This is a genomic window from Enterobacter cloacae complex sp. I3 (genome assembly GCF_014896175.1).
Lineage (GTDB): Bacteria > Pseudomonadota > Gammaproteobacteria > Enterobacterales > Enterobacteriaceae > Enterobacter > Enterobacter bugandensis.
Genome location: NZ_JADBQZ010000003.1, coordinates 42,783 through 69,736 on the forward strand (window position 1 = coordinate 42,783; position 26,954 = coordinate 69,736).

Here is a 26,954-nt window from a genome sequence, read left to right on the forward strand (position 1 = left end):
GCATAAATAATAAAGCTGTACTTTTTTATTAGGGACAAGACATGGGAATAAAGATGCCTTACTGGTGGCTCTCGTGCTGCCTGATATCTGTACCCGCCATCGCGGCAAACCCGGCGGCAACCATCAATACCGGACAGCTCCGCGAAACGCAGGAACTCCCCTCACTGAATGGCCGCGTCGCCCCGGTGGCAGGCAAAGCCGCTCCCGGTTCACTACAGCTTGGCGAGGCCGTTAATCGCGCCGTCACCTGGCACCCGGCGATCGCTGAAGCCGTGGGCAAACTCTACGAACAGAACGAAGAGGTCGACGTCGCCAAATCGAAATACTATCCGCAAATCAACGCCGGCATGGACAACGGGTATTCCCACGACGGCGACCAGAACGGCTTTACGCCGTCGCTGGTGCTCTCTCTTTCACAGATGCTCTACGACTTCGGCAAAGTGGCAAGCCAGGTGCGGGCCGAAAACGCCGGGGTCGCCCAGCAGCAGGCCAACGTGCTGGTCAGTATCGACACCATCGCCCACGATACCGCTATCGCCATGGTGCAGGTGCAAACCTGGCAGCAGATGGTCGACACCGCCAAAGAGCAGCTTGACGCCCTCTCATCAATAGGCACCCTGACCCGCCAGCGTAACGACGAAGGGGCCACTTCCCTGTCTGACGTGGTGCAGACCGACGCGCGCATTGAAGGGGCACGCGCCCAGCTGATGCAGTATCAGGCCAGCCTCGACAGCGCCCGCGCCACGCTGATGAGCTTTCTCGGCTGGAACAGCCTGAACGATATCAGCAATGACTTTCCGCAGAAGCTGGCCCGCAGCTGCGATATCGCCGAGCCGGACGATCGTCTGGTGCCTGCGGTCCTCGCCGCCTGGGCACAGGCGAACGTCGCTCAGGCTAACCTTGACTACGCCGACGCGCAGATGACGCCAACCGTCTCGCTGGAGCCGGAAGTCCGTCACTACCTGAACGATCGCTACGCGGGTAACGAAACGCGGGACCGCACCCAATATTCCGCCTGGGTGAAAGTCCAGATGCCGCTCTATCAGGGCGGCGGACTCACCGCCCGACGCAACGCCGCCGGTCACGCGGTGGAAGCGGCGCAGTCGACCATTCAGCGCACGCGCCTCGATGTCCGCCAGAAGCTGCTGGAGGCCCGCAGCCAGGTCATGAGCCTGCAAAGCACGCTGCAAATTCAGGGCCGCCAGGAGGCGCTCAGCGCCCGCACCCGCGAGCTCTACCAGCAGCAGTATCTCGATCTCGGCTCGCGCCCGCTGCTGGACGTGCTCAACGCCGAGCAGGAGGTCTATCAGGCGCGCTTTACCCAGCAGCAGACCCTCGGTCAGCTGCATCAGCTGCAGCTCAACTGCCTCTATAACACCGGGCAATTGCGTCATGCGTTCGATCTTGATAACCGCACCATCCAGACCGTGGAGATCCAGCCATGAAGCAACGCGACATCCCGCAGGGGGAAACGATGACGGATGAGGCGCTGGAGCAGTGGGCTCAGGCGTTTGGCTTTGTCGCCACGCGCTACCGCGTTGCCTGTTCGCCAGGCTCGCTCGTCGCGGGCGCGCCGTGGCTGAAAGGCAAACCGATGGTGCCCGCGCTGACTCAGCTTGCCCGTGAAGCCGGGCTGACGTTCCAGCTGCTGACGGCCGATCAGCAGTCGATCAACAGCTGGCGTCTGCCGGTGGTGGTGGCGCTGAACGACGGAAAAATCGGCGTGATCGAGAATTTCGACGGAGAAGATACGCTCGAGGTCAGCTTTTTCGACGACAAGACATACACCAACCGCCTGTCGATGAGCGCAATGTTGCCCGCCATCCGCCACGTTATCGCCCTGCGTCCGCTGGCCGCGCTTAAGGACAGCCGCGTGGACGCCTACATCTCAAAGTACCGTCCGGACTGGCTCTACCGGCTGGTGATGCGCGACCTGCGCCCCTACAGCTGGGTGATGCTGGCGGCGCTGTTTATCAATGTGCTCTCCCTCTCCGGCATTGTCTTTTCCATGCAGGTGTATGACCGGGTGATCCCCGCCCAGTCCTACCCGACGCTCTACGTGCTGACCATCGGGGTGCTGATCGCCACCCTGTTTGGCTTTGTGCTGCGCGTTGCGCGCGGGCACATTATGGATCTGCTGGGCAAACGCTCGGATCTGCGCGTCTCGGATCGCGTGTTCGGCCACGCGTTACGGCTGCGCCACAGCGCCATTCCGCGCTCCACCGGCAGCTTTATCTCCCAATTGCGCGAGCTGGAGCAGATCCGCGAGATGGTCACCTCCTCCACCATCTCGACGATTGTCGATCTGCCCTTCTTCTTCCTGTTTGTGGTGGTGCTGGCGATCATCGCGCCGCAGCTGGCGTGGATCGCCCCGGTAGCGGCGGTAATCATGGTCCTGCCCGGCCTGCTGTTGCAAAAGAAGCTGGCGGAGCTGGCTAAGCAGTCGGCGCATGAATCCACCCTGCGCAACGCGGTGCTGGTGGAGAGCGTGCAGGGGCTGGAGGACATCAAGCTGATGCAGGCGGAGAACCGCTTTTTGCAGCAGTGGAACAGCTATATCCAGATAACCGCGGAATCCGGCCTACGCACCCGCGAGCTGACCCAGAACCTGATCAGCTGGGGGATGACCGTCCAGAGCCTGGTTTACGCCGCCGTGATCGTGGTTGGCGCGCCGATGGTGATTGACGGCACGCTGACCACCGGCTCGGTGGTGGCCGCCTCAATGCTGGCCTCGCGGATGATCGCCCCGATGGCGACGCTGTGCGGCGTGCTCGCCCGCTGGCAGCAGGTTAAGGCCGCCAAAGAGGGGCTGGACAGCATTATGCAGCTTCCTACTGAAAATCAGCGTGAAGAGACGCCGATCCGCCAGGACGTACTGCGCGGACACTATCTTTTCGAGCAGGCGCAGTTCCGCTATCAGCCGGAAGATCCGCGCATGGCGCTGCGCATTAACCGTCTGGAGATCAGGCCGGGCGAGAAAGTGGCGATCCTCGGGCGTAACGGCGCGGGCAAATCCACTCTCCTGCAGGCGATGGCGGGCGGCATGGATCTGGCGGCCGGCGAGTTGCGGCTCGACAACCTCAGCCTGCCGCATCTGGACGTGGCCGACGTGCGGCGAAACGTCGGCTTTATGACCCAGAACGCGCGGCTGTTTTACGGCACCCTGCGCGAAAACATCACGCTCGGCATGCCGCGCGCCACCGACGAAGAGATCTTCGAGGTGCTGGAGATGTGCGGCGCGGCCAGCTTTGTGCAGAAGCTGCCGAAGGGGCTGGACTACCCGATTATGGAGAACGGCGTGGGATTGTCCGGCGGGCAGCGGCAGTCAATTCTGCTGGCGCGGATGCTGCTGCGCGATCCGAATATCGTGCTGATGGACGAGCCGACCGCTTCCCTTGACGAGCACACCGAGCGGGAATTTATCCAGCGCCTGGGGGCGTGGCTCGGCAACCGGACTCTGGTTGTCGCCACCCACCGCGTGCCGGTGCTGGAGCTGGTGGAGCGCGTGGTCGTGCTGAAAGATGGGATGCTGGTCATGGACGCGCCAAAAGCGCAGGCGCTGAACAACAGCCGAATGCAGCAACAGCAGCAGGCAGCAACCGGACGGGAGTGGAAAAATGAAAATCAGTCAGCGTGACGTAGCCGCGATGGACGATCTGGATAATGCGCTCGACTCAGAAAGCGGCTATACCGGCGCGCGGCGGATTGTGATCTTTTCGCTGCTGATGTTTGTGGCGCTGGGCGTCTGGGCGTGGTTTGGGATGCTGGATGAAGTCTCAACGGGAACCGGAAAAGTGATCCCCAGCTCGCGCGAGCAGGTGCTGCAGTCGCTGGACGGGGGGATCCTCACCGAGCTGAACGTTCACGAGGGCGATCAGGTGCAGGCCGGACAGGTGCTGGCGCGGCTGGATCCTACCCGCTCCGAATCGAACGTCGGCGAAAGCGCGGCGCGCTACCGCGCGTCGCTTGCCTCCAGCGCCCGTCTGTACGCCGAGGTGAACGATCTGCCGCTGAAGTTCCCGCCTTCGCTGGAGAAATGGACCGAACTGACCGCCGCCGAAACGCGGCTCTACAATTCGCGCCGCGCGCAGCTGGAGGACACGCAGCGTGAACTGCGTTCAGCGTTAGATCTCGCAAACAAAGAGCTGGCGATCACCCAGCGGCTGGTAAAAACCGGCGCCGCCAGCCACGTGGAAGTGCTCCGCCTGCAGCGACAGAAAAGCGACCTGGAACTGAAGCTCACCGACGTGCGTTCCCAGTACTACGTTCAGGCGCGCGAGGCGCTATCCAAGGCCAACGCCGAGGTGGATATGGTCTCGGCGATCCTCAAAGGCCGCGAGGATTCCGTCACCCGCCTGACGGTAAAATCCCCGGTGCGCGGGATCGTAAAAAACATCAAAGTCACCACCATCGGCGGCGTGATCCCGCCCAACGGCGAGCTGATGGAGATTGTGCCGGTGGACGATCATCTGCTGATTGAAACCCGCCTCTCGCCGCGCGATATCGCCTTTATCCACCCGAACCAGGAGGCGCTGGTGAAGATCACCGCCTACGATTACGCCATCTACGGCGGGCTGCACGGGGTGGTGGAGACCATATCACCGGACACTATCCAGGACGAGGCCAAGCCGGAGGTGTTTTACTACCGCGTGTTTATCCGCACCAGTCAGGATTACCTGGTGAATAAGGCGGGCAGGCATTTCTCGATCGTGCCGGGGATGATTGCCACAGTGGACATCAAGACCGGAGAGAAAACGGTACTGGATTATCTGATCAAGCCGTTTAACCGGGCGAAGGAGGCGCTGAGGGAGCGATAGTCTTCGCCGGGCAGCGGCTACGATCTTCCCCTTCACCCTCTCCCCAAAGGGGCGAGGGGATGATTCGCTGCTCGCAGTAATTTGTGGGGATTCTTCAGCCCTGTGGGAGAGGGCTGGAGTGAGGGCATCATGCCGCACCCACACCACAATCCCCCTTTTCTGGAATCCGCCTCGAAGAAACCGCTTTTAATGACGCCTTCCGCTTTCCTTCAGCCTGCATCAGGGTAACATAGCCGCCAATCGAAACGCACTTGCGCACTGTGCAAGAGTGCATTACTATCCACATAGCTTCATGGAGTGGAGCTCATAAGCGCTATGATTAATCATTTTCGTGATCACTGGCTTAAGGATTTTTTTCTGTACGGGAAATCAAGCAATGTGATCCCTTCAAGCCTTGAATCAGCCTTAGCGAGGAAGCTGGATATGATCAACGCTGCCACCTCGCACCGGGAGCTGAGATCCCCGCCAGGCAATATGTATGAATCGCTGAATCCCCCGCTTGCAGGGTACTCTGCGATTCGCGTTAACAGGCAATACAGGTTGGTATTCAGGTGGTCAGAGGGCAAAGCAGACGATCTCTACCTCTCTCCGCACAAGTACACGCCATACAAATGAGGCATTACCTATGACTCTTCAACAGGCTCTACGCAAACCCACTACGCCGGGCGATGTGTTGCAGTATGAATATCTTGAGCCGCTCAATCTGAAAATTAGCGATCTCGCGGAAATGCTTAACGTGCACCGTAACACCATCAGTGCTCTCGTTAATAATAATCGTAAACTGACGGCCGATATGGCAATCAGACTGGCCAAGGCATTCGATACCACCATTGAATTCTGGTTGAACCTGCAGCTAAACGTCGACGTCTGGGAAGCGCAAACCAATTCACGGACTCAGGAGGAGTTGAGCCGTATAAAAACGATTGCAGAAATCATGGCAAAAAGGAAATCAGGCCAGCCGGATGTGGCCTGAATCAAACCGGCTCTACAGCGCCACCTTTAATCCCCCACTGCCCCGGCGTTTTACCGGTCCACATTCTGAAAACCTCAATAAATGCGCTGACGCTGCTGTAGCCGCAGGACAGCGCAATCCATCCCACCGGCTTCCCCGCCGCCAGCCACTCCATTGCCTGCATGACGCGCGCCAGCTGCCGCCAGTTGACGAAGTTCATTCCCGTCTGGGCGCTAAATCGACGGTTAAACGTACGCACGCTCATCCCGACATGGCTGGCATGGCTCTTGACCGTTTGATTATCATCGACACACTGCAGCAAGTGGCTGACCACGTTCTTCAGACGCGGATCCGTCGGTACGGGCAGATAAAAGCGCACCTGAGACGTCAGGGCAAGCTCATCCAGCAGCAGGGTGAGCTTTCGCGGATCGTACTCGTTTTCTGCAACGCTTAAGCGGGAAAACAGTACATGAGTGAGATCGTCGGGCTCGAACAGCGCGGGGGCATCGGGAAGCATTGCACAGCACGGAGGGTCAAGATAGATAGCGCAGCCTTCTATCGCGCTTTCAGAAAAGGCGGCATGCTGCTGGCCCGGGGGGATCCAGCCAATATGGTTTGCCGGTACAACCGAACGCCCCTGTTGGGTCTCAATCACCAGCAGCCCCGTTGCAATACGCCAGAGCTGTCCGGTGGGATGGCTGTGCCACGCGGTGCGGTAACCGCCGGGATGGCGGAGCGTCTCTGTACCGATCATTTTATCCTGGCCGAAAATCGTTATTCATCGACGTATTACAGAAACTGCGCCGTCGACTGTCAAGGATAATGATGGCTCAACTACACAAGGAGCCAACATGAGCATCATCACAACCCTGATAGCCCAGCCTGACAATACCCTACAGCGCGAAAAAATGGCGTGCCTGTTAAGCCGCTTGTTCAAAGGCGAATTAGATCCCGCAGAGGTGTTCACGCCCGATTACCAGCAGTACACGGATGGTCACGCGCTTGATTATCGGGGTTTTGTGCAGCACCTGAACCACGTCCGCTCGCAGGTCCGCGCGATCGCATTCAGGGTAGAAGAGCTGGCCTGTCACGAGAATCTTTTAGCAGACCGGCACTGGGCTACGGTGACGTATCCAGATGGTCGCCAGGCGGAATTAGAGGTGTATATGTTTGCCGCACTGCGCGAGGGGAAAATCTGTCGTATCCATGAAGTGACGCAGACGATCGGCGGCGATGCTTCAGACCGCGCGCTCGCCCACGCCACGCAATAAGCTCACCCTGCGCGCACAACGGCAACTGCCGTTATGCGCGCTCTGTTACAGGGAGATCTTCAGGCGTCGAACCGCTTCTTTAAGCTGCTCATCCGTTGGGGTGACGAATGACATGCGCAGCGTTGTCGGGTCCGGTTCGTTGCAGAAGAAGAACTCGCCCGGTACAAACACCACGCCGTTGCTTAAGGTTTTTTCCAGCCATTTCGTCGTATTCATGCCGTTGTTCATTTTTGCCCACAGGAACATCCCGCCCTTCGGCTTGTGGAACGACATCACATCGCCCAGCTCGGCTTCCAGTTCCGTTGCAAACGTCAGGTATTTCTGGCGATAGGCCTCGCGGATCATTTTAATCTGGTTCGCCAGACGCCCGGTTTTCAGGTACTCGTAGGTCATCAGCTGGGACAGCGTGCTGGTGTGCAGATCGGTGGTTTGCTTGAGGTTCACCACCGCGCGCTTCAGCCATTCCGGCACCAGCACCCAGCCCACGCGGGTGCCCGGCGCGAGGATTTTGGAGAAGGTAGAGGTGTACACCACGTTATCCTCATTGCCGATATCTTTCGCATGGGCAATCAGCGGGCGGAACACGTCGTCGGTGTAGTTAATTTCGCTGTACGGATCGTCTTCGATAATCACGAAATCATAGCGCTTTGATAATTCCACCAGCTGTTTACGGCGCGCTTCGGAAAGCGTTACGCCGCCAGGGTTACCAAAGGTTGGAACGATATAAACCGCCTTGATGGTTTTCTTCGCCACCAACGCCTCAAGTTCATCGACCTTCATGCCGTCGCCGTCGGTGCCGACGGATTCAAAATTCGCCTGTGCCAGGCCAAAGACCTGCAGCGCGGCGAGATAGGTAGGACGTTCAACGACAACCGTATCGCCCGGATTAATTAACGCACGCGCCAGCACGTCCAGAGATTGTTGAGAGCCGGAAGTAATGACCACGTCATCGGCCTTACAGGCGATGCCGCGCCCCTCGCAGATGCGTTTAATTTCTTCGCGCAGCCCCGGTACGCCTTCCGTCAGGCCATACTGGAACGCCTCGCCAAAATTCTGTGACAACACGGCATCGGCGGCAATTTTAAGCCCTTCGCGATCGAACAGGTCCGGATTGGGAATACCGCCGCCCAGCGAAATCACGCCCGCCATTTTGCTATGTTTTAATAATTCACGGATGGCAGATGATTGCAGGCCCTGCGCGCTGCTGGCGAGTTTGTTTGCAGACATTCTTTGATTACCTTCTTTTTTTATATTGTGCCCAATCTTAGCAGAATATGAGCAATAAATTCCGTTAGCTTAGGGAGGGGACGCAAATCCTGACGCCACAGTAAATGCACCGGCCTCGGCGCGGGCGTGAACGGCTCCAGCACACGCACCAGCCTGCCGCTTGCCAGCTCTTCCGCCACCAGCACTTCCGGTTGCAGCAGCAGCCCTGCCCCGGCTCGCGCAGCCATGCGTAAGCCGTAGCCGTCGTTGCATCTTAAGATCGCATCCCGCTTCCAGCGCACCTCCCCTTCCGCACCCGGCAGCCGCCACTCGTTGCGCGCGGTCCACACCGTGTGCGACAGGCACAGATGCTCCACCAGATCGGCGGGCGTCTGCGGCGTGCCGTGTTGCGCCAGATAATCCGGCGCGGCGCAGATCACCATGTTGTAGGGACACAGATATTTCGCCACCAGATCGTCATTGCGGATATCGCCAATGCGAATGGCCAGATCGACCCCCTCTTCCACCAGATCGACCATCCGGTTGGTGAGATCCAGTTCGATACGCACTTCCGGGTAGCGCTGCAAAAATGTAGCCGTCAGAGGGGCGATCGCGCAGCCGCCAAACGACGTGGGGGCGGTGACGCGCAGGGTGCCGGCGGGCGTCGCGCGCAGCCGTTCAACCGCGCTTTCGGCAATCGAGACCTGCTCCAGCACGCGCCTGGCCTCTTCGAAATAAACGCGTCCGGCGTCGGTCAGGCTCTGGCGACGGGTATTGCGCTCCAGCAGCCGCGTGCCGAGCTGAGATTCGAGCAGCGCAATATATTTCCCGACCATCACCGCCGACATCTCCAGCCGCGCCGCCGCGCCGGTGAAGCTGCCGCTCTCTACCACCGCGATAAACGTCTCCATGCCGCGAAGCTTATCCATATTCCAAACCCCTGGTTAGTAATCATCTAACTTTATCCCAGTTTATCTGACTTTTTATTTATTAAAGAATGAGGGCTCACAACAGAGGAGTCGGATATGAAAATCGTCATTATTGGTGCCAGCGGTACGGTCGGTCGTGCCGTAACCGAAGAGTTAAGCCGTCGTCACGAGGTCATCCGCGTGGGTCGCACGCGGGGCGACTACCAGGTGGATATCACTTCGCAGGCGAGCGTGCAGGCGCTGTTTGAGAAAATCGGCCCGGTGGATGCGATTGTCTCCGCCAGCGGTGGTCTCTACTTTGGCCCGCTCGCGACCATGAAGGACAGCGACTTCAACCAGGGCCTGCAGGACAAGCTGCTCGGGCAGGTGCGTCTGGCGCTGACCGGCCAGCATTATCTGAACGAAGGCGGCTCGATTACGCTGATAAGCGGGATTGTGGCCCACGAGCCGATTGCGCAGGGCGTAAATGCCACCACGGTCAATGTGGCGCTGGAAGGGTTTGTCCGCGCCGCAGCCTGCGAACTGCCGCGCGGGATCCGCATTAACCTGATTAGCCCAACGGTACTGACGGAATCCGCCGAAGCGTATGACGGGTTCTTCCCTGGCTTTGAAAGCGTTCCCGCCGCGACCGTTGCTCAGGCCTACCGCCGCAGCGTGGAAGGGGTGCAGAGCGGGCGGGTGTACAAGGTAGGTTACTGAGCCTTACGGGCGGAAATCAGCACCAGCATCGGGCGCTCCGCCTCTTCGGACAATGCAGGCCAGGCGTCAATCTGCGCCTGCGTTGGTCCCCACTCATTGACTTCACTTATCGTTAATCCCGCCTTGACCAGCGCGTTAAGCGTGGTGCCCAGCGTGCGGTGGTATTTAATCACTCCATCCGCCAGCCAGTTGCTGACGCGCTGGCTTTCGTCCTGATAATGGTTCACGCCCCAGAACCGCTCGCCGCTGTCGTCGGTCAGCCAGCCCTGACGGGTGGCGCAGGTGTAAATCGGGTGCTCCATCGAGAAGACCAGGCTGCCACCCGGTTTTAGCGCACGCTGAACGTTGGCGAATAGCGTGTCCAGCTCCGGCAGGTAGTGTAGCGCCAGCGAGCTGTAGACCAGATCGAGACTGTTTTCGCGAAGCTGAAGAGATTCCAGATCGCTACGCTGATAGTGAATCTGTACGTCATCCGTCAGTTCAGCCGCGCGGGCAAGCATTTTTTCTGAGATATCGACGCCCGTAACGTCAGACGCGCCCAGCTCGCGCGCCGCGCGGCAGAACCAGCCGTAACCGCAGCCGAGATCGATAACCGCTTTGCCGGTTAAATCGGGCAGCATTGCCTTGAGCGCAGGCCACTCAGGCGCACCGTCCAGCCCCTGCACCGAACGCGGAAGCTGAGCGTAGCCTTCAAAAAACGCCGGGTTGTCGTAGATGTTTTGTGCCATGGCAGCTCCCTCTTTAAAAATGTGCATAGCAGTATACTGCATTGTCGGGTGGCGGTTTCACCTTACCCGACCTACGATCCCATGTTGACCCGGTAAGCGCAGCGCCACCCGGATCGCTTTTAGCCAACAACACCCCAGACGAGATTCCCCTTGTGGAACGTCGCGGTGCGCGGAGAAATGCGCGCCACCGCCTCGGCGGAACAGGAGGCGTCCACCAGCACAAAGCTGGCGTCGTCCTGCGCTTTCGGCCATACGCGTTCACCTTTATCGCTCAGCGGCAGCACGTCGCCGGTGGCGATGCCGAGCGCGCGGGAGAGCGTCTGCTCGTTCGGGCGAATATAGAGCTGGGCGTACAGATTGGCTTTCTCCAGCATGTCCCCCAGACCGTACGGCGACCAGTGGTCGATCACGCTGTCGGTGCCGGTCATAACAAACACTCCCTTCTCCCGCAGCTGCTTCAGCGGCATGTGCAGGGTGCCAATCGGCACGGTGGAGGCGATGGTCACCTGCTGCGCCGCCATGCGGGTGGCAATCTCATCCACCTGCTGCTCGTTGAGCGTCGCCAGCGCGAAGGCGTGGCTGATGGTCAGCTTCCCCTTCAGCTCCGGCGTTTTCTCCACGGTTTCCACCATGTAGTTCACCGCCGCCACGCCCGCCGGGCTGGTTTCATGGAGGTGAATATCCACCCCTTTGTCGTAATCCAGCGCAATCTGGAACATAGTATCGAGCGATTTCTCCATCGCGCCGTCAACGCTGGTTGGGTCCAGCCCGCCCACATAGTGCGCCCCCGCCTGCATCGCCTCGCGCATCAGCTTTTCAGCGTTGGAGAGCAGCAGGCCGTGCTGCGGGAAGGCAACGATTTCGCAGTCAAAACCTGCGCTGCGGCGCGCCAGCACCGCCTGCAAATTTTCCAGGTTTTTCAGGCCGGAAACCGGCTCAATATTGCAGTGGCTGCGGGCGATGGTGGACCCTTTGGACTGGATCAGGTCGATCAGCTTTTCGGCGCGTTCTTGCGTGTAGGGCTGTAACTCCGGCAGCAGCTTCTGCTCCAGGCGGATCATGTCCTGAATGGTGGTGCCAGCCGGACGGTTCAGGGAGCGCCACGGGCCGCCGTAGAAGGTTTTATCCAGGTGAATGTGCATGTCGCGCATCGCCGGAAGCATCAGCTTTTTACCCGCGTCGTAGTGCGGCAGCGCGGCGTCGGCGTGGCTGCCGTTATCGCGCAGGGCGACAATTTTCCCGTCTTTGATCTCCAGCGTTTTCAGCTCGGTGCGGGTGCTCGTCGCCACGCTGCCGTCGACGTTGAACCCGGCCTCCAGCAGCACGTTGTCCAGATAGTAATGTTTCGCGATGATCTTCATCGGTTTCCCCGTCTCGCAGGTTGCCTTTGCAGTGTCGGCAGCATACGCGACGGAGCCGGTTGCGCCAAACAGCGCGCAGGCGGTGACCATTTTGCCGCTCTGGCTGATAAACTCGCGGCGGCTTTTGTTTTCACTCATCTTATCTTCCTTCATTAACAATGTGGGTACCCGTTTCACCGCGCAGCGCCGCGGGCAGGCAGTCCGGCGAGGTGATGATCACGCGCCTGCCGCCGTGGCGTAAAAATGCCAGCGAGGCGACGATTTTGGGCAGCATGCTGCCCGCCGGAAAGTGTCCTTCGTCCATGTAGCGCGTCATCTGTGCCACGCTGACGGTGTCCAGCGCCTGCTGGTCTGGCTTGCCGAAGTTAACGCAGACTTTCTCCACGCCGGTGGTTATCACCAGCACGTCGGCGCAAATCTCACGGGCCAGCAGCGCGGTGGAGAGATCTTTATCGATAACCGCATCGACGCTCTGATAATCCCCCTGCTCGCTGCGCACCACGGGAATGCCTCCGCCGCCCGCGCCGATGACCACAAAACCTTTCTGCGTTAGCGCCTTAATCGCATCCGCCTCGACGATGCTCAGCGGCTGGGGCGAGGCCACCACGCGGCGATAGCCCCGGCCTGAATCCTCGACAAAATGCCAGTCCGGGTGCGCGAGCTGTAGCTCGTCGCGCTGCGCCTCGCTGAAGAACGCGCCGATCGGTTTTGTCGGGTGCTTAAAGCCGGGATCGTTTTTATCCACCTCCACCTGAGTGACGACCGTGACCGCCTTTTGCTCCCCGCGCGCCGCCAGGCGGTTGTTGAGCGCCTGCTGGATCAGATAGCCGATACCGCCCTGGGTATCCGCCACGCAGTTTGCCAGCGGGGTCAGCGGCAGCCCTTCCCGCTCGTGGGCGATCTCGGCGCGGCGCAGATCCAGCCCCACCTGCGGGCCGTTGCCGTGGGTGAGGACGATGTCATAGTCGGAGGCCAGCATTTCGAGCACCGACTCGGCCACCGCTTTGACCGCCTGCGCCTGATGTTCCACCGACTGGCTGGTGTTGTCTTTGATAATGCTGTTGCCGCCGATGGCGACGACCATAAGCTCTTTCATACGTTTTCCTTCGCAACAGTAACTTCAGCGCTCGCAACTTCGCGGCTGTCGAGGAAATGCTTCACCACAAACATGCCGCCCATCATCAGGTAGGCCGTGACGAACATCAGGGAACTGCCCTCGGCAAATCCCACCACTGGCGCGTGGATCACGCCAAACAGCGCCAGCAGCGCGCCTCCTGCGGCGGCGACGGCCCCGCGCAGCGGTTTGTTAATGATGGCGAAGATAGCGATACAGCCCCAGAGCATGCTGGCGAGCGGCGCACCGTTGCCGAGGTGCATCAGCCCCTCGTAGTAGATCCCTTTGCTGTGCAGCACGTCGGTGCCAATTTTCGCCGCGCTGGTTCCCGCCGCGCTCATCACGCTGTTCATCATGGTCAGCGCCCAGTTAGCGATCCACGGGAACAGGCAGATAAAGATGACGGGCACCTCCACTTTCGGCGTTTCCCGCACCACCTGGTTGGCGGTGACAACGCCGATAAACACCAGAATCGGCACGATAGCGGTCATCGGTATGATGGCGAGCATAAAGGCCCCCAGCCCGAACAGCGGCACGATGAACATGGTCACGCCGGACGCCAGCGTGTAGCCGATGCTCGCTCCCATCGCCTTCCAGCCGGGATGGCCCACGTAGACCGTGACCGGGAACGGGTTGCCCATCAGGCAGCCGAGCATGGAAGCCAGGCCGTTCGCCAGCATCACCTTGCGGGTCGGGTACTCATCCCCCGCCGCGTGGGCGCTTTCGATGTTCTCCAGGTCAAAGATGTAGTTCGCCAGCCCCAGCGGTACGGCGGACGCCAGATACGGCAGCGCGTGCGGCAGGCCCTGCATAAAGCTGTCCACGTGCACCTCCGGCGGGTTAAAGCCGAAGGATGACATGGACGCCTTAATGGCATCCGGGCTTTGCAGTCCGGAAATCCACGCCAGCGCCGTTCCGGCAATCAGCAGCAGCAGGCCGGTCGGGATTTTGGCGAAAATCGGCTTTTTACCGAACCAGTTAATGAAGATCAGCAGCAGAACGATGAACGACACGGTGGGCGCTTCGAACGCCTGCAACATTGGGTTCATCGCCAGCAGCAGCAGGCCAAGACCGGACAGGCACGACAGCAGCACGGTACGCGGGATCATCTTGCGGATGGTCTCACCCAGGAACGAGCCGCCCGCGAGGATCATCGCTTCCACGAAGCACCACACCAGGCCAATCTGAATCGCGAAATCCGCATCGCCGGTTTGCTGGTAGACGGGCATCAGGACCAGGAAGGTCACGGTAAAAATCGAGGGTGCGCTCGGGCCGGACGGCAGCGCGGTGACGTCCGTACGTCCGGTGGCGCGCGCCATTTGCAGACCAAACCATGTGTAGCATAAGCTCGCTACCAGCACCGCCAGCCCGAAGGCCGGCGCGATGCGTCCATAAACAATCTCCTTCGGGATGCCGACGACAAAAATGAGCAACCCCATCATGGTCAGCAAATTAGTCAGGTTGTTGGTCATCAACCCGAAATAGGCCGCCCAGTCACCTCTTTTCCACTCCAGTTTCATGTTTTTCATGGATGCATACCTTATAGAACGTAGCGATCGCGGAAGGTCAACAGCGCCTTTTCAAAACAGCTAAACGGCGGGTGAACGATGCCCGCCCCAATCATGCCGATACCCGCGTCTTTGTGGGCAATGGCAGTGTTGATCACCGGCAGAATGCCGCTGCCCGCCACTCTGGTGATGTCGATGGCGGTTGGAATGCCCATAAACGACAGCAGCGGAATGGTGACGTTCGGGTTCTCGCCGAGGGTGATTTCGCGCATCTGGCGCGAGAAGTCGATGGCTTCCTCCACCGTGCCGCCCACCAGCGCCACGATGGCCGGGGCCGTCGCCATCGCAAAGCCGCCGATGCCGTAGGTTTCGGTGATGGCGCTGTCGCCAATGTCCAGCCCGGAGTCTTCCGGCTTGTAGCCTGCGAACATCGGGCCAATCACCTGCTGCGCCGGGCCGGTGAACCACTGTCCCGGCAGGCCGGAGACGCGCAGGCCGAACTCGTAGCCGTTGCGCGCCATGGTGGTCACAACGGTGCTGTACTCAATGCCGTGGGCGGCATCCAGCGCGGCCTTACACATCGCCATCCACGTCGGGCCGGAGAAGTAGTCGCTGCTGGCGACAAACTCAAACACCTCGCGCTGCTGCTCCACCGGATAGCCCGCCTGAATCAGCCCCGGGGTCAGCGCCTGAATAAGAAGCGTGGTGCCGGCGTTGTTGCGGTTGTGGCACTCGTCGCCCATGTGCAGCGCCTGGGCCAGCATCAGGCGCAGGTCGATTTCTCCGATAATCTTCATCGCGTCGCGCAGCATCGGGCCGAGCACGTCGCGCATCCAGTTCAGACGGTCGATCACGCTCTGGTCATTAGCCCCCATGCGCAGGATCTTCGCCATCTGCTCGCTGAGGTTGGTGAACGCCCGGTTGCCGTAGGTTTTGTTCTCAACGATGTGCATAAACATCGACGCGGAGGTGACGCCCGCCATGGAGCCCACGCAGTCGTGCTCGTGGCACGGCGAGAAGGTGATCTCGCCTGAAGCCGCCAGCCTTGCGGCATCCTCCAGATCCGTCGCCAGCCCTTCAAATACCAGCGCACCGGTAACCGCGCCCTTCATCGCCCCGCACATGTTTTCCCAGGCGACGGGCGGACCGGCGTGCAGAATGGTGGTGCGGGTCATGCCCGGCACTACGTTAATTGCCTGGTCATAGCCCACCAGCACCGGGTGAGACTGGATGATGCGCTCAAGGGCGATTTTGTTCGCGGCGGCGATCTTCTCCGCCAGCGGTTTTTCCGCCAGCTGGTCGAGCGCCTCCATCACCTGCATGTTGCCCTGCCCCGGCGGCGTCCAGTCGAGCTGAGTCACGGGAATGTGCTGCTTTTTGAGGTCGTCGCTGAACATCGCAATGCCGACGTTAATGACGTTAAGCGGCTGGTTGAATAAAGTGGTCATTATGCGTTCTCCCCTTTGCAGACAAATTCGCGTGCCAGTAATCCGGTGTTGGTGCTGCTGCTGGCCCAGATGACGCCTGCGTTGGTCAGCCGCTGGCACTGTTGCGCCAGCGACTGCGGATCCTGGTCGGTGCCAAGCACGTAGCCGAGGATCTCCAGCGGACGGTTATCGGCTTTCGCGATCGCCTGTGCCTCTTTGATCGCCTCGATCATCACCCCCACCGGATCCTCGTGCGCGCCGAAGCCGAGCACGAAGTCCATCACGATGACGCCCACCTGCGGATCGCGCGCCTCCTGCAGCAGGCGGCTGATGCGGTTGGTCGGGTCGATCATTGGGTGCGGTTTGCCGTTGGTGAAGTCGTCGTCACCGAAGTCAAGGAAGGTGTGGGCCTGGCTGACGCTGATGTCCTTCAGGCGCTTAGCCGGATCGGGCTGGATGTTGCTCCAGACGTCGTCGAACTTCTCCAGCGCGGCAAACATCGCCTCGTCGCACAGGGTGCCGCCGCAGAACAGGCCGCGAATGTACTTCTGCTGTGGGGTCAGGCGGGCGCGCACCTCTTCAATCAAAGGCCAGTTGAGCGGATGCAGATCCAGGGACTCTTTTTTAATGCCGGTAAGCAGCACCGCCTTCAGCGCCGCTTCTTTGGTGCCACGCGCAAACTGCAGGCCGTCTTCATCGGCGGGCGGTTCGCTGCGGCCGAGGAAGCAAACAACCACCGGCTTGCGGCAGGCTCTGGCGCGGGCCAGTACCTTTTCTGCCACCGCTGGCGCAGGCGGCTTGGAGATGAGCGCAATCACCCGGGTGCCCTCATCCGCCTCAAGCATGTCAATGGCGTCGAGCATCATGAGACCGCCGATTTTCTCGCTAAGATCGCGTCCGCCGGTGCCGATCAGCTGCGACACGCCGCCGCCGAACTCATGAATGCGCACGCTCAGCTCCTGGCTGCCGGTGCCGGAGGCGCCAACAATCCCAATCGGCCCGCGACGCACCGCGTTGGCGAAGCACAGCCCCGCACCGTTGATGATGGCGGTTCCGCAGTCAGGCCCCATCATCAGCAGCCCTTTCTCATGCGCCAGCTGCTTCAGCGCCAGCTCGTCGTCGAGCGACACGTTATCAGAGAACAGCATCACGTTAAGATCGTTTTCCAGCGCCTGACGCGCTTCGCGGGCGGCAAAGGTGCCGTTGACGGAAATGACCGCCAGGTTGCTGTCCGGGCGATGAGTTTTGGCGCTGGCAATCGTCGCGTAGCGTGCTTCATGGGTGCCGCCGCTCACTTTATGGGTAAATAAAGCTTCTATTTCCGCCAGCGTTTCATCGTTCGCCGCGTCGCCTTTAATCACGATCATCAGGTCGCCATTTTTGGCTTCCGCCAATTCCGGCGTGAGCAGCCCGAGATTTTTCAGAACGCCTTTATTCATTTCCGTCGCCATTGCCACAAACGCCTGTTCGACGCCCGGCAATTTATTGGCTTTGGTGGAAACCGACATTAAGGAAACCGAATCGAAATACGTATTCTTTTTTATGACGATTTTGGTTGGCATTGTTTTCTCCTGAATACGGATAAAAGGGGGCCGCCGTCGCGCAGAATGCACGTCGGTAAAAATACTGTTTGAATTAACGGCCAGCCGGACGTGGCTGGCCGAATGCGTTATGCGCCCGCCGCCAGCAGCAGGTCGGCTATTGCATCGAAGCCTTTTTCCCGCGCCAGTTCGAGCGGGGTTTTGCCGTATTTATCGGTCATGTGCGGATTCGCGCCGTGATCCAGCAGCAGCTTCACAATTTCCTGCTGCTTTGCGCCGCCGTCATTCAGCACGATGGCTTCCAGCAGCGGCGTCCAGCCGACAAAGTTAGTGTGGTTGACGTTAATATCGGTTTTTTCCAGCAGCTCGCGCACGATTTCAACGTGGCCTTTTTCACTGGCAGGGGTAATGCCCACGCCGCCGAAGCGCGTCAGACGGTCGAGATCCGGATTCGCCGGAAGAACGATGCGCAGCAGGGTTAAATCATTAGTCAGGCAGCTTATCAGGAAGGGGTTAAAACAGGTCTGGTCCTGTTTATCAATATCCGCGCCGGCGGCAATTAAAAATTCCACGCAGGCATAATGCTTTTTCAGGCTGGCAATAATAATGGCGGTTCTTTTCTGGCGGTTGGTGGCGTTAATATCCACGCCGTTATCCAGGCAGGCTTTTAGCGCGTCGATGTTGCCCTCTTCTGCCGCCAGCAGAAATTCCGTAACGAGTGCGTTTGCAGACATATTCAGTCTCCCAATGTTTCACTTCTGATGACCTGAGAATAGCAACAGCCTGGTCACAAAAGAATCCGCTTAAAAATGATTCATCGACACGCAATTCATTGTTGAGTTAAATTCAACAGTCAGGCTAAAACGTGCGTCTGTGCAACCTTTTTCTTATGGTTTACCGTTTTTTAGCGCCTCAGGCAGCATTATCCTTATGGTTGTAAAAGCCTTGCAGGACGCGGCTCCGCGTAAATAGTCAGAAATGTGACACACTTCAAATATGATGTAACGGCGCTGTTAAAATATGTTCAAAACTGATGGCTGAGGATGCTGTGATATGAATTCCATCTTTACCGAAGAGAACCTGCTGGCCTTCACCACCGCGGCACGCTTCGGCAGCTTCAGCAAAGCCGCCGCCGAGCTGGGTGTAACGACCTCCGCCATTAGCTACACCATTAAGCGCATGGAGACCGGGCTGGATGTGGTGCTGTTTGTGCGCAACACGCGCAGCATCGAGCTGACGGAGTCCGGGTTTTATTTTTACCGTAAGGCCACCGACCTGATGAACGACTTCCACGCCATCAAGCGCGGGATTGATACCATTTCGCAGGGCATCGAGGCGCGAGTACGCATCTGCATTAATCAGCTCTTGTATACGCCGCGCCATACCGCGCGTTTGCTGCAGGTGCTGAAAAAGCAGTTTCCCACCTGCCAGATCACGGTGACGACCGAGGTGTATAACGGCGTCTGGGATTCGATCATCAACAATCAGGCCAACATCGCGATTGGCGCGCCGGATACGCTGCTGGACGGCGGCGGGATTGATTACACCGAAATTGGCGCCATTCGCTGGGTGTTTGCCATCGCGCCGGAACATCCCCTCGCCTTTGTTCCCGAACCGATAGCGGAGAGCCAGTTGCGCCTGTACCCCAACATCATGGTGGAAGATACAGCGCATACCATCAACAAGAAGGTCGGCTGGCTGCTGCACGGGCAGGAGGCGATTCTGGTGCCGGATTTCAACACCAAGTGCCAGTGCCAGATTCTGGGGGAAGGGATTGGCTTTTTGCCGGAATACATGGCAAGAGAAGCGATGGAAGACGGGCTGCTCATCACGCGGCGTATTAACAATCCGCGTCAGGACTCGCGCATGCTGCTCGCCACGCAGCATGCGGCGACCGGCCAGGTGACGCGCTGGATCAAACAGCAGTTTGGCCCGGAAGGCGTGTTAACCGGTATATACAGTGATTTACTGTGGCGTGCTTAGTTTTTCGTCTGCACCCAAAACGCGTGGATAAGGCCCGGGAAGTAACCCAGGATGGTCAGAAGGATGTTCAGAATAAACGCCCAGCCCAGTCCCTTGCCAAGCAGCACGCCCAGCGGCGGGAGAATAATCGTAAAAACAACGCGCCAAAAACCCATAATCACTCCGTGCAAGCTAACCAATTGAAAATTAAAAAGAGACATTTCTCTAAGCATAGCCAGTTTACGGGTTACTGCCATTCGTCTCTCGCGCTTTTACCTGCCTTTACCCTCTTTACACTGGCTTAAGCCCTTCCTTAAATGTTCTACTACTCATAAATTGACCGTAAGGAAACACCATGTCTCTTTCTCTTATTTCGCCACAGCAGGCGAATGCGCTTATTAAAGAAGGCGCAAAACTGATTGATATTCGCGATCCCGACGAGTATGCCCGCGAGCATATTCCGGCAGCACGCTCCATACCGCTGGATTCTTTACCCGGCGGGCTCAACGCTGCCCCTGGTGAAACGGTGATTTTCCACTGTCAGTCCGGGACACGGACATCAAACAATGCTGCGCGACTTGCGCAGGCAGCGTTGCCGGCTCAGGCCTTCGTGGTTGAGGGGGGCATTCAGGGCTGGAAGCAGGCCGGGCTGCTGACCGTTGAAGATAAATCCCAGCCGCTCCCGCTGATGCGGCAGGTACAAATTGCCGCCGGACTGCTGATCCTCTGCGGCGTGGTGCTGGGTTATAGCGTCTCCAGCAGCTTTTTCCTGCTGAGCGGTTTCGTCGGTGCCGGGCTGCTTTTCGCCGGTGTGACAGGTTTTTGCGGTATGGCACGGTTGCTGAAAGTGATGCCGTGGAACCGTCATACCTCATAAGCAGTAATCAATGAATTACGCTGTACCCGGCATCAGACGTCGGCTAAGGTGGAGATCGCTAAAACGATGAGGAGGTTATATGTTTTCTGTCGGTGATTATGTGCAACCGCTAAAAGGCGGCCCAAAGCTGAAAGTGCTCGAAGTGAACGGTGAAAACGTGGTGGCGGTACAGGCCAGCAATGAACAAGGCGAGAAATATACGCTGAAAGCGGCCGATTTGGCGCCGTATAACGAAGAAGGTGATTTCGGCGTCTGCTGAACAGACAACCGGGCGGCTTGTTCCGCCCGGTCCACGTATTAGATCAGAAAATCATCCAGTGATTTACCCTCTGCCAGCGCGCTGGCAATAGGCTTCGGCGTGCGGCCCTGGCCGGTCCACGTTTTTTCTTCACCGTTCTGGTCAATAAAGCGATATTTCGCTTCACGCGGTTTACGCTTTTTAGTCGGTTTACCCGCCTGCGCCAGTTCTGAACCCAGCAGGTCAGTCGGAGAAATACCATCGGCTTTCATCAGTTCCAGCAGGGTATTAATTTTTTCCTGCTGTTCAGCGCGCTGCTGCTCTAATTCCGCCAGCTCATTGCGTTTTTCTTCAGTAACGACCCTGACCTTTTCCAGCATTTCCTCAAGAACGTCCAGGGTTAATTCTCGCGCCATCGCGCGCAGGGTTCGGATATTATTAAGATTCTGTAACGTCAAAGACATATTATTGAAAACCTTTTCTTTGGGGTAAATAGATAAATCGCCCCAAGAATAATTCATTTCAGTTGAAATATCTACCCAAAGGTCCAAACGGGCATAAATGTAAATATATTTAAATATCGCCGTTAATAATAGCGCATAGCATTGGCGGGAAACACGTAGATCTAATCACCAAATCAATATAAATGGTCAACTTTAATCCAAATCACAGCATACTGCGCTCTCATCAGGGGAGCGGATTTCTGCGTCAAAAGCAAAACACTTAAGCCACTGATTTATATAAGAAAAACATTTAATGAGACAGATTATAACGAACCGGATATAAAACAACCAATTTTAGAGAATTTTGTGGACAAAAGGCGAGTAAATAAAAATTAATCACTAGTTGTTAGTTCAAACATAGAGATATACGCTATACACCTCAAACAAACCAACCTAAAGCACTAGCCGCTGAAGGAAAACCGATTCCACTGCGTTCTTCTCAAGGAGTTCAGACATGTTCTCGCCGCAATCTCGCCTGCGCCACGCGGTGGCGGATACTTTCGCGATGGTTGTCTACTGTTCCGTTGTGAACATGCTGATTGAAATATTCCTCTCCGGAATGACCTTCGAGCAGTCACTTTCTTCTCGTCTGGTGGCGATCCCGGTCAATATTATTATCGCATGGCCTTACGGGCTATACCGCGATGCCGTTATGCGTTTCGCGCGCCGCATCAGCCCGGCGGGCTGGATGAAAAATCTTGCCGACGTGCTGGCGTACGTCACGTTCCAGTCGCCGGTCTACGTGGCTATTCTCCTGACAGTGGGCGCGGACTGGCACCAGATCGCCGCAGCGGTCAGTTCGAATATCGTGGTATCAATGCTGATGGGTGCGGTATACGGCTATTTCCTCGACTACTGCCGCCGCCTGTTTAAGGTCAGCCAGTACGGCCAGGTAAAAGCGTAATGTGAAGCGACTGGCGAAAGCCAGTCGCAAATTTACTGTACGTCGCCAAACAGTCCCTTCAGAAACCGCTCCAGCGCCATACGCGAACTGAAACCGTGCGGAATACCATAATGCTCATGCCGTTCACCGCCTAAATAGAGCGGAAATTGATGATAGTGGTCGCAGGTTTTAATATCCGAGGCAGGCTCAGCAAATGACAGACTTCTGTCTTTCAGCGTCGGGTGAATAATGAGAGCGGTACGTCCCATCCTGGCTTCACGATTAACATAAACATAATTCTCGCCGCGGCGATATCCATACGCTTTTGGCGTCACCTCATCCATGGTGAATCCCTCTTTTTCAAGAACGCGTGCCACCTCGTCAGGTCGTAAATACATATCTTTTCCTCGTTATCTTTTCCTGCCCGGCAACCTTACAGTAATCAGCATTAGCAGGGCTTTCAGAATAGTCCATAAACTGGCGGATAACGCGTGACGCGCTTCAGATATTAAATTTCTGAACTAAACTAAACGGGAACACAAAATTACGGAGGATCGTATGTTTAACAGACCGAACCGAAACGATATTAACGACGACGCGCAGGATATTCGTAATGATGTCAGCCAATTAGCGGACACGCTTGAGGAAGTGCTGAAATCCTGGGGATCGGATGCGAAGGATGAAGCAGATGCTGCGAAACGTAAGGCTCAGTCTCTGCTCCGTGAAACCCGCGCCCGTATGAACGGACGTTCACGCGCTACGCAGGCGGCCTGCGACATGGCAAGCTGTGCTACGACCTTCGTACGTGAAAAACCACTGTGTACGCTGGGAACCGTCGCGGCGGTCGGCATTTTTGTCGGAGCCCTGCTCAGCCTGCGTAAGTAAGCCCGCATTCTCAACCCCGGTAGCCTCAGGCGCCGGGGCTTTTTTATGCCTGTAAGCCTGAAAAACCCGTACAGCCCGCCCTGCCCCGCTGTGCTCATCATCAGGGCAATATTAATCTGAATTTCCCATATCTTGTATGGTTGAATCTTTTATCAACTACATCTAGTATTCTCTTTAGAAAGACACACACTCTATGACGCGTTAACTCGCGCCGTTTTCTCATTCTAAATGGAAATACGAATCATGAGCATTATTATTTACACTCGTAACGATTGTGTTCAGTGCCACGCCACCAAACGGGCGATGGAGAGCCGAGGCGTGGCGTTTGAGATGGTAAATATCGACCTGGTGCCCGATGCCGCGGATACCCTGCGCGAACAGGGATTTCGTCAGCTTCCGGTGGTGGTTGCCGGTGATACCAGCTGGTCTGGCTTTCGCCCGGACATGATTAACCGCCTGAGCGCTCAGGCCACGCGTGCATGAGTGGGCTGGTCTTCTTCTCCAGCAGCTCAGAAAACACGCTCCGCTTTATTGAGCGCCTCGGGCTGCCTGCGGTGCGTATTCCGCTCAACGAGCGGGAGCGCATTCAGGTAGACGAACCTTACATTCTGGTGGTGCCCAGCTATGGCGGCGGCGGTACGGCAGGAGCAGTACCCCGCCAGGTGATCCGCTTTCTGAACGATCCTCATAACCGGGTACTGATTCGGGGCGTGATCGCGGCGGGCAATCGTAATTTTGGCGATGCCTTTGGCCGCGCCGGGGATGTCATCTCTCAAAAATGCGGCGTGCCGTATCTCTATCGTTTTGAACTGATGGGGACACAGCAGGACGTAGAAAACGTGCGTAAAGGAGTGAACGAATTTTGGCAACGACAACCGCAGAACGGGTAATTCAGGCGACGCCGGACTACCACGCATTAAACGCGATGCTTAACCTCTATGACCGGGAGGGGCGCATTCAGTTTGGCAAAGATCGCGAGGCGGTAGAGGCTTTTTTCGCCGCCCACGTGCGGCCCAACAGCGTGACGTTTTCAAGCCAGAATGAACGTCTCGACTATCTGGTTAACGAGGGCTACTACGAGGAGCGCGTCCTGGCCCGCTACGATCGTCCCTTCGTGGTAAGACTGTTTGAACGTGCGCACGCCAGCGGTTTTCGCTTCCAGACGTTTCTTGGCGCATGGAAGTATTACACCAGCTACACCCTGAAAACCTTCGACGGCAAACGCTACCTGGAAAGCTTTGAAGATCGCACCGTGATGGTGGCCCTGACGCTGGCCCAGGGCGATGAAGCGCTGGCTGAACGGCTGACGGAGGAGATCCTCTCCGGCCGCTTCCAGCCCGCTACGCCCACCTTCCTCAACTGCGGCAAGGCCCAGCGCGGCGAGCTGGTCTCCTGCTTCCTGCTGCGCATCGAAGACAATATGGAGTCGATTGGCCGTGCGGTGAACTCGGCGCTGCAGCTTTCCAAACGCGGCGGCGGCGTGGCGTTTCTGCTCTCGAACCTGCGGGAAGCGGGCGCGCCGATCAAGCGCATCGAAAACCAGTCCTCGGGCGTGATCCCGGTGATGAAGATGCTGGAAGATGCCTTCTCCTACGCCAACCAGCTTGGCGCACGCCAGGGGGCGGGGGCGGTTTACCTGCACGCGCACCACCCGGACATCCTGCGTTTTCTCGATACCAAGCGCGAAAACGCCGACGAAAAAATCCGCATCAAAACCCTGTCGCTCGGCGTGACGATCCCGGATATCACGTTTAAGCTGGCCAAAGAGAATGCCGACATGGCGCTCTTCTCGCCGTATGACGTGGAGCGGATCTACGGCAAAGCGTTTGGCGACGTGGCGATAAGCGAGCTTTATGACGAGCTGGTTGCAGACGATCGCATCCGCAAGAAATACATCAACGCCCGCGATTTCTTCCAGACGCTTGCGGAAATTCAGTTTGAATCCGGCTATCCGTACATCATGTACGAGGATACGGTCAACCGCGCCAACCCGATTGCCGGGCGCATCAATATGAGCAACCTGTGCTCGGAAATTTTGCAGGTCAACAGCGCCTCCGCTTACGACGAAAACCTGGACTACGCGGAGATCGGCAAAGATATCTCCTGCAACCTCGGGTCGCTGAATATTGCCCACACCATGGATTCGCCGGATTTTGGCCGCACGGTGGAGACCGCCGTTCGCGGGCTGACGGCGGTATCGGACATGAGCCACATCCGCAGCGTGCCGTCCATCGAGGCGGGCAACGCCGCATCGCACGCCATCGGCCTGGGGCAGATGAACCTGCACGGCTATCTGGCACGGGAAGGCATCGCCTACGGCAGCCCGGAAGGGCTGGATTTCACGAATCTCTATTTCTACACCGTCACCTGGCATGCGCTTCATACCTCAATGATGCTGGCGCGCGAGCGCAACCAGCGGTTCGCAGGCTTTGAGCAGTCGCGCTACGCCAGCGGGGCGTATTTCAGCCAGTATCTGGAAGGCGACTGGCAGCCGAAAACCGAAAAAGTGCGCGCGCTGTTTGACCGCGCCGGCATTACCCTGCCGACGCGCGAGATGTGGCAGCAGCTGCGCGACGACGTGATGCGCTACGGCATTTATAACCAGAACCTGCAGGCGGTGCCGCCAACCGGTTCGATTTCCTACATCAACCACGCCACGTCGAGCATTCACCCGATCGTGTCGAAGATTGAGATCCGTAAGGAAGGCAAAACCGGACGCGTCTACTACCCTGCCCCGTTTATGACCAATGAGAACCTGGCGCTGTACCAGGACGCGTACGAGATCGGCCCGGAGAAAATCATTGATACCTACGCCGAGGCCACGAAGCACGTGGACCAGGGGCTGTCGCTGACGCTCTTCTTCCCGGACACCGCCACCACGCGGGATATCAACAAAGCGCAGATTTACGCCTGGAAGAAAGGCATCAAAACGCTGTACTACATTCGCCTGCGCCAGCTTGCGCTGGAAGGCACCGAAATCGAAGGCTGCGTGTCCTGCGCGCTGTAAGGAGAAAGGATGAAACTGTCACGCGTGAGTGCCGTTAACTGGAACAAGATTCAGGACGATAAAGACCTGGAGGTGTGGAACCGCCTGACCAGCAACTTCTGGCTGCCGGAAAAGGTGCCGCTCTCCAATGATATTCCAGCCTGGCAGACGCTGAGCCACGCCGAACAGCAGCTGACGATCCGCGTCTTTACCGGCCTGACGCTGCTGGACACTATTCAGAATACCGTCGGTGCGCCCGCGCTGATGAGCGACGCGCTGACGCCGCACGAAGAGGCGGTGATGTCGAATATCAGCTTTATGGAGGCGGTGCATGCCCGCTCCTACAGCTCGATTTTCTCGACGCTGTGCCAGACCAAAGACGTGGACGCGGCCTACGCCTGGAGCGAAGAGAGCGCGTCATTGCAGCGCAAGGCGGAGCTGGTGCTGGAGTATTACCGCGCCGACGAGCCGCTGAAGAAGAAGATCGCCAGCGTGTTCCTGGAATCCTTCCTCTTCTATTCCGGCTTCTGGCTGCCCATGTACTGGTCGAGCCGGGGCAAGCTCACCAACACCGCCGATTTGATTCGCCTCATTATCCGTGACGAGGCGGTGCACGGGTATTACATCGGCTATAAGTATCAGAAAGGGCTGGAGAAAGTCAGCCCGGAAAAACGCGAGGAACTCAAAGGGTTCGCCCTCGATTTGCTGATGGATCTGTATGACAACGAGTTGAGCTATACCGAAGAGCTGTACGCCGGAACGGGCTGGGAAGAGGACGTGAAGGCGTTTCTCTGCTACAACGCGAACAAAGCGCTGATGAACCTGGGCTACGACGCGCTTTTCCCGCCGGAGATGGCGGAGGTAAACCCGGCGATCCTCGTGGCGCTGTCGCCCAATGCGGACGAAAACCACGATTTCTTCTCCGGGTCCGGATCGTCGTACGTGATGGGTAAAGCGGTGGAGACAGAAGATGAGGATTGGGATTTTTAATGTATGAATTAACGTTCATTAATTAAATATAAATCTCATTATTTCCACACCACTATTTCACCAGGCACTACACTGTA

29 protein-coding genes are annotated in these 26,954 nt (G+C 57.9%); 16 read left to right on the top strand and 13 right to left on the bottom strand.

Features of this window, described 5'->3' with window-relative positions; genetic code table 11:
- Positions 1 to 41: 41 nt before the first annotated feature.
- The 5 genes from IM271_RS02695 (at position 42) to IM271_RS02715 (ending at position 5,790) form a co-directional block, all read left to right on the top strand.
- Entirely contained in the window at positions 42 to 1,445 is a 1,404-nt protein-coding gene (locus IM271_RS02695; RefSeq protein ID WP_041908566.1) for a TolC family outer membrane protein, read from the top strand.
- Positions 1,442 to 3,637: a type I secretion system permease/ATPase gene (locus IM271_RS02700; protein ID WP_028014148.1), complete on the top strand. Its 2,196-nt coding sequence runs from the start codon at positions 1,442 to 1,444 to the stop codon at positions 3,635 to 3,637. The genes IM271_RS02695 and IM271_RS02700 overlap by 4 nt, the downstream gene beginning before the upstream one ends.
- 10 nt (positions 3,638 to 3,647) lie before the next feature.
- A complete protein-coding gene (locus IM271_RS02705; protein ID WP_088204896.1) occupies positions 3,648 to 4,817 on the top strand; it encodes an HlyD family efflux transporter periplasmic adaptor subunit in 1,170 nt (389 codons plus the stop codon).
- A 315-nt stretch (positions 4,818 to 5,132) separates the two neighbouring features.
- Positions 5,133 to 5,432 (top strand): type II toxin-antitoxin system RelE/ParE family toxin, encoded by a 300-nt coding sequence (locus IM271_RS02710; RefSeq protein WP_193052130.1) that lies wholly within the window; start codon positions 5,133 to 5,135, stop codon positions 5,430 to 5,432.
- 10 nt (positions 5,433 to 5,442) lie between these two features.
- Positions 5,443 to 5,790, top strand: coding sequence for a HigA family addiction module antitoxin (locus IM271_RS02715; protein ID WP_047367527.1), 348 nt, complete (start codon positions 5,443 to 5,445; stop codon positions 5,788 to 5,790).
- Between the two features lies 1 nt (position 5,791).
- Here IM271_RS02715 and IM271_RS02720 read toward each other — a convergent pair whose 3' ends face one another.
- Positions 5,792 to 6,523, bottom strand: a complete 732-nt coding sequence (locus IM271_RS02720) for a helix-turn-helix domain-containing protein (RefSeq protein ID WP_193052131.1) — start codon at positions 6,521 to 6,523, stop codon at positions 5,792 to 5,794.
- 97 nt (positions 6,524 to 6,620) lie between these two features.
- Between IM271_RS02720 and IM271_RS02725 the strand changes: the two genes are divergently transcribed.
- Positions 6,621 to 7,040 carry a nuclear transport factor 2 family protein gene (locus IM271_RS02725; RefSeq protein ID WP_028014152.1) on the top strand — a complete coding sequence of 140 codons (420 nt, stop codon included), beginning with the start codon at positions 6,621 to 6,623 and terminating at the stop codon, positions 7,038 to 7,040.
- Between the two features lie 45 nt (positions 7,041 to 7,085).
- Here the strand turns inward: IM271_RS02725 and IM271_RS02730 are convergent, their stop codons facing one another.
- Together IM271_RS02730 and IM271_RS02735 are read right to left on the bottom strand one after the other, a co-directional pair.
- Positions 7,086 to 8,267: a PLP-dependent aminotransferase family protein gene (locus IM271_RS02730; protein ID WP_193052132.1), complete on the bottom strand. Its 1,182-nt coding sequence runs from the start codon at positions 8,265 to 8,267 to the stop codon at positions 7,086 to 7,088.
- A 20-nt stretch (positions 8,268 to 8,287) separates the two neighbouring features.
- Positions 8,288 to 9,175 carry a LysR family transcriptional regulator gene (locus IM271_RS02735; protein ID WP_193052133.1) on the bottom strand — a complete coding sequence of 296 codons (888 nt, stop codon included), beginning with the start codon at positions 9,173 to 9,175 and terminating at the stop codon, positions 8,288 to 8,290.
- Positions 9,176 to 9,271: 96 nt separating this feature from the next.
- Here IM271_RS02735 and IM271_RS02740 point away from each other — a divergent pair, with 96 nt between their 5' ends.
- Positions 9,272 to 9,874: a short chain dehydrogenase gene (locus tag IM271_RS02740; RefSeq protein ID WP_193052134.1), complete on the top strand. Its 603-nt coding sequence runs from the start codon at positions 9,272 to 9,274 to the stop codon at positions 9,872 to 9,874.
- Here IM271_RS02740 and IM271_RS02745 read toward each other — a convergent pair.
- The 7 genes from IM271_RS02745 to IM271_RS02775 form a co-directional block, all read right to left on the bottom strand.
- Positions 9,868 to 10,602, bottom strand: coding sequence for a bifunctional 2-polyprenyl-6-hydroxyphenol methylase/3-demethylubiquinol 3-O-methyltransferase UbiG (locus IM271_RS02745; protein ID WP_193052135.1), 735 nt, complete (start codon positions 10,600 to 10,602; stop codon positions 9,868 to 9,870). The two genes, IM271_RS02740 and IM271_RS02745, sit on opposite strands and share 7 nt — an antisense overlap.
- A gap of 119 nt (positions 10,603 to 10,721) precedes the next feature.
- Positions 10,722 to 12,101 carry an amidohydrolase family protein gene (locus tag IM271_RS02750; protein ID WP_193052136.1) on the bottom strand — a complete coding sequence of 460 codons (1,380 nt, stop codon included), beginning with the start codon at positions 12,099 to 12,101 and terminating at the stop codon, positions 10,722 to 10,724.
- Between the two features lies 1 nt (position 12,102).
- On the bottom strand, positions 12,103 to 13,059 hold the full coding sequence (locus IM271_RS02755; RefSeq protein ID WP_193052137.1) for a carbamate kinase family protein: 957 nt from the start codon (positions 13,057 to 13,059) through the stop codon (positions 12,103 to 12,105).
- Positions 13,056 to 14,606, bottom strand: a complete 1,551-nt coding sequence (locus IM271_RS02760; protein WP_045260886.1) for a hypothetical protein — start codon at positions 14,604 to 14,606, stop codon at positions 13,056 to 13,058. Before IM271_RS02760 ends, IM271_RS02755 begins: the two co-directional genes overlap by 4 nt.
- Before the next feature lie 11 nt (positions 14,607 to 14,617).
- The gene (locus IM271_RS02765; protein WP_193052138.1) at positions 14,618 to 16,033 is read right to left on the bottom strand and encodes a DUF1116 domain-containing protein; all 1,416 of its coding nucleotides are present in this window, start codon (positions 16,031 to 16,033) and stop codon (positions 14,618 to 14,620) included.
- Positions 16,033 to 17,574 (bottom strand): acyl-CoA synthetase FdrA, encoded by a 1,542-nt coding sequence (gene fdrA, locus IM271_RS02770; protein WP_193052139.1) that lies wholly within the window; start codon positions 17,572 to 17,574, stop codon positions 16,033 to 16,035. The genes IM271_RS02765 and fdrA overlap by 1 nt, the downstream gene beginning before the upstream one ends.
- A 107-nt stretch (positions 17,575 to 17,681) precedes the next feature.
- Positions 17,682 to 18,287: an ankyrin repeat domain-containing protein gene (locus tag IM271_RS02775; RefSeq protein ID WP_041908539.1), complete on the bottom strand. Its 606-nt coding sequence runs from the start codon at positions 18,285 to 18,287 to the stop codon at positions 17,682 to 17,684.
- Positions 18,288 to 18,606: 319 nt separating this feature from the next.
- Between IM271_RS02775 and IM271_RS02780 the strand changes: the two genes are divergently transcribed.
- Positions 18,607 to 19,536 (top strand): LysR substrate-binding domain-containing protein, encoded by a 930-nt coding sequence (locus IM271_RS02780; protein WP_193052140.1) that lies wholly within the window; start codon positions 18,607 to 18,609, stop codon positions 19,534 to 19,536.
- On the opposite strand, the gene IM271_RS02785 is transcribed toward IM271_RS02780, so the two are convergent.
- Entirely contained in the window at positions 19,533 to 19,691 is a 159-nt protein-coding gene (locus IM271_RS02785; protein ID WP_032644909.1) for a YqaE/Pmp3 family membrane protein, read from the bottom strand. The genes IM271_RS02780 and IM271_RS02785 overlap by 4 nt on opposite strands.
- 179 nt (positions 19,692 to 19,870) lie before the next feature.
- Here IM271_RS02785 and IM271_RS02790 point away from each other — a divergent pair, with 179 nt between their 5' ends.
- Positions 19,871 to 20,392 (top strand): rhodanese family protein, encoded by a 522-nt coding sequence (locus tag IM271_RS02790; protein ID WP_193052141.1) that lies wholly within the window; start codon positions 19,871 to 19,873, stop codon positions 20,390 to 20,392.
- Between the two features lie 79 nt (positions 20,393 to 20,471).
- On the top strand, positions 20,472 to 20,651 hold the full coding sequence (locus IM271_RS02795) for a hypothetical protein (RefSeq protein WP_193052142.1): 180 nt from the start codon (positions 20,472 to 20,474) through the stop codon (positions 20,649 to 20,651).
- A gap of 38 nt (positions 20,652 to 20,689) precedes the next feature.
- Here the strand turns inward: IM271_RS02795 and stpA are convergent, their stop codons facing one another.
- Positions 20,690 to 21,094: a DNA-binding protein StpA gene (gene stpA / locus IM271_RS02800; protein WP_041908535.1), complete on the bottom strand. Its 405-nt coding sequence runs from the start codon at positions 21,092 to 21,094 to the stop codon at positions 20,690 to 20,692.
- Between the two features lie 493 nt (positions 21,095 to 21,587).
- On the opposite strand from stpA, the gene alaE reads away from it, so the two are divergent.
- Positions 21,588 to 22,037: an L-alanine exporter AlaE gene (alaE, locus tag IM271_RS02805; protein ID WP_028014172.1), complete on the top strand. Its 450-nt coding sequence runs from the start codon at positions 21,588 to 21,590 to the stop codon at positions 22,035 to 22,037.
- Positions 22,038 to 22,069: 32 nt separating this feature from the next.
- On the opposite strand, the gene IM271_RS02810 is transcribed toward alaE, so the two are convergent.
- On the bottom strand, positions 22,070 to 22,414 hold the full coding sequence (locus IM271_RS02810) for a DUF2002 family protein (RefSeq protein ID WP_193052143.1): 345 nt from the start codon (positions 22,412 to 22,414) through the stop codon (positions 22,070 to 22,072).
- 160 nt (positions 22,415 to 22,574) lie between these two features.
- Here IM271_RS02810 and IM271_RS02815 point away from each other — a divergent pair, with 160 nt between their 5' ends.
- From IM271_RS02815 to nrdF, 5 genes are all read left to right on the top strand, one after another.
- Positions 22,575 to 22,901 (top strand): DUF883 domain-containing protein, encoded by a 327-nt coding sequence (locus tag IM271_RS02815; RefSeq protein ID WP_023308924.1) that lies wholly within the window; start codon positions 22,575 to 22,577, stop codon positions 22,899 to 22,901.
- Positions 22,902 to 23,144: 243 nt separating this feature from the next.
- Entirely contained in the window at positions 23,145 to 23,384 is a 240-nt protein-coding gene (gene nrdH / locus IM271_RS02820; protein ID WP_041908533.1) for a glutaredoxin-like protein NrdH, read from the top strand.
- A complete protein-coding gene (gene nrdI, locus IM271_RS02825) occupies positions 23,381 to 23,791 on the top strand; it encodes a class Ib ribonucleoside-diphosphate reductase assembly flavoprotein NrdI (protein WP_041908531.1) in 411 nt (136 codons plus the stop codon). The genes nrdH and nrdI overlap by 4 nt, the downstream gene beginning before the upstream one ends.
- Positions 23,764 to 25,908 (top strand): class 1b ribonucleoside-diphosphate reductase subunit alpha, encoded by a 2,145-nt coding sequence (nrdE, locus tag IM271_RS02830; RefSeq protein WP_047367517.1) that lies wholly within the window; start codon positions 23,764 to 23,766, stop codon positions 25,906 to 25,908. Before nrdI ends, nrdE begins: the two co-directional genes overlap by 28 nt.
- A gap of 9 nt (positions 25,909 to 25,917) precedes the next feature.
- Positions 25,918 to 26,877 carry a class 1b ribonucleoside-diphosphate reductase subunit beta gene (gene nrdF / locus IM271_RS02835; RefSeq protein ID WP_193052144.1) on the top strand — a complete coding sequence of 320 codons (960 nt, stop codon included), beginning with the start codon at positions 25,918 to 25,920 and terminating at the stop codon, positions 26,875 to 26,877.
- Positions 26,878 to 26,954: the final 77 nt, after the last annotated feature.